The sequence below is a fragment of the Petrotoga sp. SL27 genome, from assembly GCF_002924605.1.
Taxonomy (GTDB): Bacteria; Thermotogota; Thermotogae; order Petrotogales; family Petrotogaceae; genus Petrotoga; species Petrotoga sibirica.
Window position 1 is genome coordinate 137,549 of sequence record NZ_JAIP01000001.1, and the last position, 8,831, is coordinate 146,379.

Genomic DNA, 8,831 nt, shown 5'->3' on the forward strand with positions numbered 1-8,831 from the left:
ATGTTTCATGGAAATATGCATATTAGTCAAACAAGTACCTTCCACTGACAAGGTACAGATAGACGAGGAAACGGGAACAATGATAAGAAGTGAATTAGAATCCGAACTCAACCCATTGGACATGTACGCAGTCGAAGAAGCAGTGAGAATAAAAGAAAATACACCACAAACTAAGATAACGGTAGTAACGATGGGGCCTTCTTCAGCAGAATATGCAATAAAAGAAGCTATATCCATGGGATGTGATGAAGGAGTATTGCTAACCGATAGAAGGTTTGCCGGTGCTGACACATTAGCAACCGCTTATACGTTGAGTCAATATTTAAAAGACAAACATTACGACATAATATTCGCCGGTGAAAGGGCAACAGACGGGGAAACAGGTCAAGTAGGACCATCTGTTGGCACACAATTAGATATTCCTATACTAACCTATGTCAACAAAATAATTAACATAACTAACGACACGATAACCGTTCAAAGGGCTATAGAAGGCGGGAACGAAATTATTCAAACCGAGTTACCAGCTTTAATAACAGTTGTAAAGGAAATAAACGAACCCAGATTACCGAATTTAGAAAACAAACTAAAAGCTAAGAGAAGTATTATAAGAATAATGAGTAATCAAGAGTTAAAAATAGAGGAAGAAAAGATAGGACTTAAAGGATCTCCAACAAGGGTTGTAAAGGTATTCTATCCAAAGATATCAAGAAATGGTGAAAAAGTAGTAGTAAAAACTCCACGAGAAGCCGTAGAAAAAATAACAAACTTTCTAAAAGAAAAAGGCGTGATATCATGAACCAAGAATACAAAGGCGTATGGACGATAGCGGAGATAAATGATGGAAAAATAGAAACGGTATCGTACGAATTGCTATCATGGGGAAAGGACTTAGCCACAAAATTGAACGTTGAACTATCAAGTGTAGTAATATCAAACAAAGTGGAGAATTTGGATAGTCTTATTCAATATGGGGCTGACAACGTATACTATGTTGAAGATGAAAAACTAGAACATTTCTATCCAGATGTACACACAAACATACTGAATAAAATGGTAGAAGATTTTAAACCTGAAATAATACTAGCATCTGCAACTACAAGGGGAAGAACTCTCATGCCTGCTCTTGCTGCAAAATTAAATACGGGTTTAACAGCAGATTGTACAGATTTTGAAATAGAAGAAAAAACGAGATCATTGATACAAATAAGGCCTGCTATAGGTGGAAACGTGATGGCAAAGATAAAAACTATAACAAAACCACAGATGGCTACGGTAAGACCTAAATCGAAACTACCTTTAGCTAAAGACCAAAACAAAAAAGGAAAAATAACAAAAATAGAATATGGAGAAGAACTCTTTCGATCAAAATATAGGTGGATAGAATTTAAAAAAGACGAAACTAGCGTACAACCACTTCAACAAGCCGATGTAATCGTAGCTGGGGGTAAAGGTTTAAAAAAGCCTGAGAATTTCAAATACTTACAAAATCTATCAAAAAAATTAAAGGGCGCAGTTGGGGCGACTAGGGCGGTAGTAGATATGGGGTGGATAGACTACTCTCACCAAGTGGGACTTTCCGGAAAAACCGTTAGCCCAAAACTGTACATAGCGATAGGAATATCTGGTGCGGTACAGCACTTAGCTGGAATGTCGTCATCTAAATATATTATAGCGATAAACAAAGATCCAGAGGCACAGATTTTCAAGGTATCTGATCTTGGAATTGTATGTGATGCTTTGGATATACTACCGTTGTTAGAAAAAGAAATAAAATCAGGTGATCAAAATGAGTGAATACAGAAAGGTAACTACCAATACCGTTGAAAAATTGAGAAAAATATTAAAAAACGATGCACTATTGATATACGATGATACCGAAAGTCTAAAAAGCTACTCCAACGATGAATCAGGTGGAGAGTATTACGCACACATGCCAGATGTTGTAGTAAAACCAGAAACCAAAGAGCAAATATCCCAAATAATAAAACTGGCAAACGACGAAATGATCCCTATAACACCGCGAGGAGCTGGCAGTGGGTTGGCTGGGGCTGATATACCAATATTTGGAGGAATAGTAATATCCCTTGAGAGAATGAACAGAATAATAGAAATAGATTCAGAAAACTTAGTCGCTGTGGTTGAACCAGGTGTAGTCACGAACGATCTATGTAGAATGGTATCAGAAAAAGGATTATACTATGCAGGATATCCCATGAGTGTAGAAACAAGTTTCATTGGAGGCAACGTTGCTACCAATGCAGGTGGAAGTAAGGTAATAAAATATGGAAACACAGCTCACCATATATTGGGATTAGAGGTAGTAATGCCTAACGGTGAGATAGTCGAATATGGGGGGAAAAGAAGAAAAGATTCAAGCGGTTACAACCTTTTACAACTTTTCATTGGCTCAGAAGGAACGCTCGGAATATTCACAAAGATATACGTAAATCTCATACCCCAGCCAGGAAAAGTCGTTGACCTGCTGGTTCCGTTTGAAAGTGTAGAAAAGGCTATAAGCAATGTAGCACCATTAATGGTCGAGACAAAGAGTCTACCCTCAGGAATAGAATTCATAGACAAGAAATCCATTTACTATGCTTCAAAATACACTGGAATGAAATTACCCTACCAAGACGAGGTAGAATCTTATCTCATAGTTCAATACGAGGCAACCAGCTTGCAAGAGATTGAAGAATTGTACGAAAAAGGTGGAAAAGCCTTACAAAAAAACGGAGCAAAAGATGTGTTCATAGCAGATAACAGGAGTAACTCTGAAAAGATATGGCGTATGAGAAGGAACTGGTTGGAAAGTTTAAAAGCTGTAGATCCGTATGTACCAACTGGAGATGTCGTAGTACCAACATCTAAGATACCTGAAATTATGAATTACATAAACGAAGTATCAAACGAATTCAAAATAGATATCCCTGTAGCAGGGCATGCAGCAGATGGTAACCTCCATCCTGCACCATTAAAACCAAAAAATCTGCCTCCGGATGAATGGAAAACCATGTCGGAAGAGATTCTTGAAAAAATAGCGATGAAAGCTTCCCAAATGGGTGGAGCTATAAGCGGGGAACACGGAGTAGGGTTCATAAAAAAGGAGTTACTAAAAAAGACAAAACTAAAACAGTACAAATGGATGCAAGAGGTAAAAGAAGCATTTGACCCTAATAACATCATGAACCCAGGGAAGTTGTTCTAAAAAATACTTAAAGAAAAGGTGATAATCTTGAAATATCTACACTTAGCTATTGACCTCGGGGCGTCAGGTGGAAAAGTAATGGCAGGTAACATTCAGAATGACAAACTTATTTTGAGTGAAGTAAACCGTTTTTCAAATTCCCCGGTTGAAATAAATGGAATATCTTATTGGAACATTTTGAATTTATATAATCATATAATTGAAAGCATTCAAATAGCTCAAAAAAATGATCAAAAGATACTATCTTTAGGAATAGATAGTTGGGGAGTGGACTTTGGACTTTTAAACGAAAATGGTTATTTAATAAACAATCCAATTCATTATAGAAATATGTTTAAGACGAATATAATGCAAGAGGCAATAGAAAAAGCTGGCAAGAAATGGATATATGAACACTCTCCAACACAGTTTCAACCATTCAATACATTGTACCAAATATTAGCCTACCAAAAATACGCTCCAGATTTTGTCAAAATATCAAAATACCTTTTGATGATCCCTTCGTTATTAAATTATTTTTTAACAGGTGAAAAAGCTATTGATTTCACAATGGCTTCAACTACCCAGATTTATAACCATAGAAAAAGAAAGTGGGACGAAGAAATAATAAAAAAGTTTGACATTCCTGATATATTACCTGAAATAGTCCCTGCAGGTACGAAAATTGGTAAAATAAAAAAAGATGTTTTAAATAACAATTCAAACATAGATGTAATTCTTCCAGCCAGTCATGATACTGGATCCGCCTATGCCGCAATTGCTTCAGATCCTTCAGATACCTTGTTCATTAGCTTAGGAACATGGTGCTTGACTGGTGCTATTGTCAAGGAGGTCCCATACAACGAAGAACTCATGGAAAACAATTTAGCCGCAGAGGGTTGTTTGGATGGATCTTTTAGAATATTGGCAAACGTAACAGGAATGTGGTTAATTCAAGGTATTATAAAAAGTCTTAACTTGCCGGATAACAGCGATACTTATCAAAAAATTACAGAAATGGCACAGAATGCAAAACCATTTTCTTCTTATATCAATGTAGATGATCCTTCTTTACAAAACCCACAAGACATGATACAGGCAATAATTCAACAATCTATAAAAGATAATGATACCGTTTTGAATGAAACATCTCAAGTTATAAGAACGGCATTGGAAGGGATTGCCTTCAAAGTGAATGAAATTAAAGAAAAACTATCAAATATATTGAAAATCGATTTTAAAAGGATTCATGCGGTAGGTGGGGGAACCAGAAATAAATTATTTTGTCAATTCATTGCAGACGCAACCGGGCTAACTGTTTTAACTGGCCCTATTGAAGGAACAGCCGTAGGAAACTTAGTCTCTCAGTTATACGCCTTGGAACTTGTAAAAAACTTTGAGGAAGCACGGGACTTAATAAAAAGATCTTTCGACTTTCAATGTTTTGAGCCAAAAGAACATGATATCTGGAAAGAGGCTTTTATTTCTTTTAAAAAGAAAAAATGATATAATTAATACGATTAATTGGCGAACACTTGTCCGCTTTTTGTATATGAAAGAAGTGGGATCAGGGACAAAACCTACCATGATCTACTAGGCCGAAGTGGCGCTAACAAATGTTTTTGTGTTTCCAAAGACAGTAGGTAAAATTTAAAAAGGAGTTCTAAAACTTTCTCAAGAAAGTTATTAAATAATGAATATTAAAAACAAAGTAGTGGAATTATGCAAAAAGATATCACAAGTTGGAGGTGAAAATATAAAAAAGCCTGGTTGGTTAATAACATTGGTTATTCTTTTAGTAGGCTTAATGTATTCACAAGAAGTAAAAAACGGTCAGTATGGAGGACTTGGTGGTGGAGATATTGGTGCTCAGTGGCTTGATGTAGAAGAGTTAAATACACAGTTAAAAGCCGCTGGACTTCCTGAATTAAAAGATGTGGCTTTGGTTAACGGCGGTGGCGGTTATGGAGTAATGGGAAGAATTATAATAGGAGGAGAAGGATATGGTATAACCACTAAAGAGAAATCGGGTGGAAAAACAGTACAACTCGACATTGGTTATGGAACATTTAATGTTGGTTATTCGATTCTTTCTAAACAAGCTTTTCGAATGTATGTTCTTGGAGGTATTGGTGGTGGTGAAATATCCTTGAAAATTTTTCAAAACCCTGATTCTACTGATTTTGAAGACAATTTGTCCACTTTCAATGAAAATACTTTTTCTACCGAATTTCCTATCTTTAAAGTAGGAATAAATGCTGATTACATATTATCTTTTAGTAATGATAAGGCAGCCGGAGGTTTGGCTATTGGTTTAGCAGTAGGGTACACATATGCCCCTGTGGAATGGGTAAGTGAATGGAAATTATCTGATAGAAACATGGGTGGAGTACCAAATTTTGGACCCACAGGTCCATATATCACTTTTAGAATAGGTGGTGGAGGATTCGCCTTTTAAAAAAAGAAAGGTGTTTAAAATGAGATATCTAAATTTTGGAATAGGTGATAAAATCCCAGAGTTTTCACTTAAAGATGTTGATGGTAATCAGATTAATAGCAAGGATTTTATTGGAAAGTGGCTTGTGCTCTATTTTTATCCGCGAGATAACACTCCTGGTTGTACTAAAGAAGCAGTTGGTTTTTCAAACTACTTAGAAGATTTTAAAAAATATAATTGCCAAATAGTGGGGGTAAGTCCCGATACTGTAGAAAAACATGCAAAATTTAAAGAAAAACACAATTTAAAAGTGATTTTGCTAAGTGACCCTGAACATTCCATTCTTGAAAAATTTGGCGTTTGGCAACTAAAAAAGAATTATGGTAAAGAAAATTGGGGAGTTGTCAGATCAACAATCCTGATGGATCCAAATGGAATAATTAAAAAAGTATGGGAAAATGTAAGGGTGAAAGATCATGTTTTAGAGGTATTGGAAAGCTTGAAAGAACTATCAAACAACAGGGAGTAAACTCCCTGTTGTTTATAATAGTCTATTTTATTGAATTATTCTACTGCCTACTACCTAGTTGGCCATTGTACATGAACAAAGCGGTTTTGCTTTCACCGATCATTTGCAAAGTATCTACAATCTTCTTTGTATTAGCTTCCTCTTCAACTTGTTCGTTTACAAACCATTGGAGAAAGTTTTGAGTTGCGTGATCGTTTAACTCTTTTGCTAAGTCAACCAACTTGTCGATAGATTGTGTAACCGAAATCTCATGTTCATATGCATCTTTGAAGGCTTCTAGGGGGCTCTCCCATCCTTTCTTTGGTTTGTCAATACTATCTAATTCTACTACACCGCCTTTGTCGTAAATATAATCATACAACTTCTGTGCGTGAGTAAGCTCTTCCTTCGCTTGGACTTTCATCCACTTAGCAAATCCTTCTAAATTCAGTGAATCAAAATATGCCGCCATCGAATAATAGAGGTACGCGGAAAAAATTTCTTTGTTTATTTGTTCATTAAGGGCATTTAACATCTTATCTTCTAATTTCATATGCTTATTCCTCCTTGTGATTTTAAGTATGCTTTCTTTAGAAACTATAAAACTTTCTTCAAAACAGGCAATTGTCCTTATAATCCTTTTACAATCAAAATCATATTTTTGAAATTTAGCTATTCCTAAAGTCTCTAAAACTAAGTAAATTATAACTTATAATTTTTTCATTTATCAAAACATTACATTAATTAATACTTTAATTAAATAGAGGGATTCACTTTTTATATTAGTTTAGTTTACTGATTTTTTCTGATATGGTATAATTTTAAAGAAAACGCTTCCATGAAGGGGGAATCCATATGAAAAAATTGGGCTTATCCAAAGTTTATTGGTTTAACAAATTCGGTAACAAGATAGGAATTATGTTGATTCTTTTCGCTCTCATCCCAAGTGTTTTTTTTGTGATATACATTACCAATGCTATTCAACAAAGTTCTGAACAAAACGAGGCACAAGTATCTGCCTTGATTGAGTCTTTAAATCAGGATTATTTACATCAAATTAATAAATATAACTCTTTAATTCAAGAACAACTAAACCAATACAACGATTATTTATCAAATCAAATAGAAATAATTGAGGCACAATTTTCCGAACAGTTAGAAAAAAATTATACAGATTCTTTTGATAATTCTTTAGAAACCTTAAGTCACGTTTTCATCAATTTCATAGATACCCAAAAAAAATCACTTGAGAAATCAGGAAAAATGATAGCTTCTATTCCAGGTATTCAAGAGAAAACCGCTTCAAATTCTATTTCTTTGATTGAAAGATACAGTTTACTTGAACCTTACGTAACATCTCAACAGTACAACGGCATTCAACTTTGGATCATGAACACTCCTAATACGCGTGGAAGTGGTTTGGAAATAAGTTCAAAAAATGCTTCGTATAAAGTACAAAAAAAGGCTGAAACGTATTTACAAGGATATGAATATACAAAAGAGTTGAATATTGAAGACTTTTTAAATAACCAATTTAAAACAATTCTAGACATTGGTTATTTGACTCCAGTCATAAAAAGTAAGTCTTTCGATTCTACGCCTTATTTTATCGGAATTTTTCCCATTGTTGATCCTATTGCTACAAATACTGTAAATGGGTTTTTAGTAATATTAGAAGAGTTCGATAATCAGAAATTGTTGGAAATATCGAAACTTCTAGATGCATACATAACCTTATTCGATAAAGAGTATAAGGTTATTTATTCAAATCTACCAGAAGAGGAGGTTTCTTTAAACCAAAGTAAATTAAATGAGCAATTTATCACCGAAGAAATAATCAAAAAACAGTTGAGAAGCTTTTATTTTCAAATAGATGATTTTGACGGCATATACCTTCAAATTGCTAAAGGATTCCAAACATTAGAGACATCAGTTAACATTCCTTTACAAGCATTTTTTGAACTACCTTCATTATCGCCGAAACAAGTAGATTTTGAATTAGATTTAGGCTTGAATAAAATCATCAGAAACGTTACGTTTATACTGTTAATTCTAATCGTTATCATTATTGTTGTTTCTTATTTGTTTAGAAAACAATTCGGAAACAGAATTGAACGATTAACAAATGCCGTTGAAAAGCTTTCAGAAGGAGACCTAACGGTAAACTTTGAAAGTAAAAGCAAAGACGAGATTGGACAGATGGCCAACGCTCTATCAGAAATGAGTAAAGAACTAAGAAGATCCATGGGGTCAATAAAGCAGGCATCAGACAAAGTAGAAAACGCATCAGAAAGTCTAACGCAATCATCGCAAGAAAGCAGAAAGAACTCAGAAGAACTCAAAAACCAGATGGACAAGATACAAACAAGCACGGAAGAAACGGCAGGAAACGTAGAAGAAGTAACGTCAGGGGTAGACGAAGTAGCAAGGGCGGCACAAGGTGTATCCCAAGACGCGCAAAGACTAAGTGAAGAAGCAGATGAAACAAGTAAAGCTGCAGAAGAAGGAAGCAAAACGATAGAAAGCATAAGTCAAGCTGTGAAAGAAGCGGTAGAAAGGACAAAAGAAAGTCGAAAAGAAGTAGAAACACTTGCAAGCAATGCCAAGAACGTACAAAGTATAGTAGAAACGATAAACTCGATAACGGAACAAACGAACCTTTTGGCACTAAACGCAGCGATAGAAGCGGCAAGGGCAGG

General features: G+C 35.0%; 8 protein-coding genes. 7 read left to right on the forward strand and 1 reads right to left on the reverse strand.

Annotation, left to right across the window (positions count from 1 at the left end; genetic code table 11):
* Window positions 1-7 precede the first annotated feature (7 nt).
* The 6 genes from AD60_RS00630 to bcp all read left to right on the forward strand — a co-directional run bounded on the left by AD60_RS00630 (window position 8) and on the right by bcp (window position 6,153).
* Complete coding sequence (locus AD60_RS00630) at window positions 8-799, forward strand: electron transfer flavoprotein subunit beta/FixA family protein (protein ID WP_103875946.1); 792 nt, start codon at window positions 8-10, stop codon at window positions 797-799.
* Entirely contained in the window at window positions 796-1,797 is a 1,002-nt protein-coding gene (locus AD60_RS00635) for an electron transfer flavoprotein subunit alpha/FixB family protein (RefSeq protein ID WP_103875947.1), read from the forward strand. Before AD60_RS00630 ends, AD60_RS00635 begins: the two co-directional genes overlap by 4 nt.
* Window positions 1,790-3,208: an FAD-binding oxidoreductase gene (locus tag AD60_RS00640; protein ID WP_103875948.1), complete on the forward strand. Its 1,419-nt coding sequence runs from the start codon at window positions 1,790-1,792 to the stop codon at window positions 3,206-3,208. The genes AD60_RS00635 and AD60_RS00640 overlap by 8 nt, the downstream gene beginning before the upstream one ends.
* A gap of 18 nt (window positions 3,209-3,226) precedes the next feature.
* Window positions 3,227-4,693 carry a rhamnulokinase family protein gene (locus tag AD60_RS00645; protein ID WP_255396806.1) on the forward strand — a complete coding sequence of 489 codons (1,467 nt, stop codon included), beginning with the start codon at window positions 3,227-3,229 and terminating at the stop codon, window positions 4,691-4,693.
* 187 nt (window positions 4,694-4,880) lie between these two features.
* The gene (locus AD60_RS00650; protein ID WP_103875950.1) at window positions 4,881-5,645 is read left to right on the forward strand and encodes a hypothetical protein; all 765 of its coding nucleotides are present in this window, start codon (window positions 4,881-4,883) and stop codon (window positions 5,643-5,645) included.
* A gap of 19 nt (window positions 5,646-5,664) precedes the next feature.
* The gene (gene bcp / locus AD60_RS00655) at window positions 5,665-6,153 is read left to right on the forward strand and encodes a thioredoxin-dependent thiol peroxidase (RefSeq protein WP_103875951.1); all 489 of its coding nucleotides are present in this window, start codon (window positions 5,665-5,667) and stop codon (window positions 6,151-6,153) included.
* A 40-nt stretch (window positions 6,154-6,193) separates the two neighbouring features.
* Here bcp and AD60_RS00660 read toward each other — a convergent pair whose 3' ends face one another.
* Complete coding sequence (locus AD60_RS00660; protein ID WP_103875952.1) at window positions 6,194-6,685, reverse strand: ferritin; 492 nt, start codon at window positions 6,683-6,685, stop codon at window positions 6,194-6,196.
* 302 nt (window positions 6,686-6,987) lie between these two features.
* On the opposite strand from AD60_RS00660, the gene AD60_RS10420 reads away from it, so the two are divergent.
* A partial coding sequence (locus AD60_RS10420; protein ID WP_233186763.1) for a methyl-accepting chemotaxis protein occupies window positions 6,988-8,831 on the forward strand: 1,844 nt, incomplete at its 3' end.

Bases quoted from the DNA above. Each gene is read 5' to 3' on its own strand.
- AD60_RS00630 (WP_103875946.1), top strand. From the start codon at position 8: ATGGAAATATGCATATTAGTCAAACAAGTACCTTCCACTGACAAGGTA.
- AD60_RS00640 (WP_103875948.1), top strand. From the start codon at position 1,790: ATGAGTGAATACAGAAAGGTAACTACCAATACCGTTGAAAAATTGAGA.
- bcp (WP_103875951.1), top strand. From the start codon at position 5,665: ATGAGATATCTAAATTTTGGAATAGGTGATAAAATCCCAGAGTTTTCA.
- AD60_RS00650 (WP_103875950.1), top strand. From the start codon at position 4,881: ATGAATATTAAAAACAAAGTAGTGGAATTATGCAAAAAGATATCACAA.
- AD60_RS00635 (WP_103875947.1), top strand. From the start codon at position 796: ATGAACCAAGAATACAAAGGCGTATGGACGATAGCGGAGATAAATGAT.
- AD60_RS00660 (WP_103875952.1), bottom strand. From the start codon at position 6,685: ATGAAATTAGAAGATAAGATGTTAAATGCCCTTAATGAACAAATAAAC.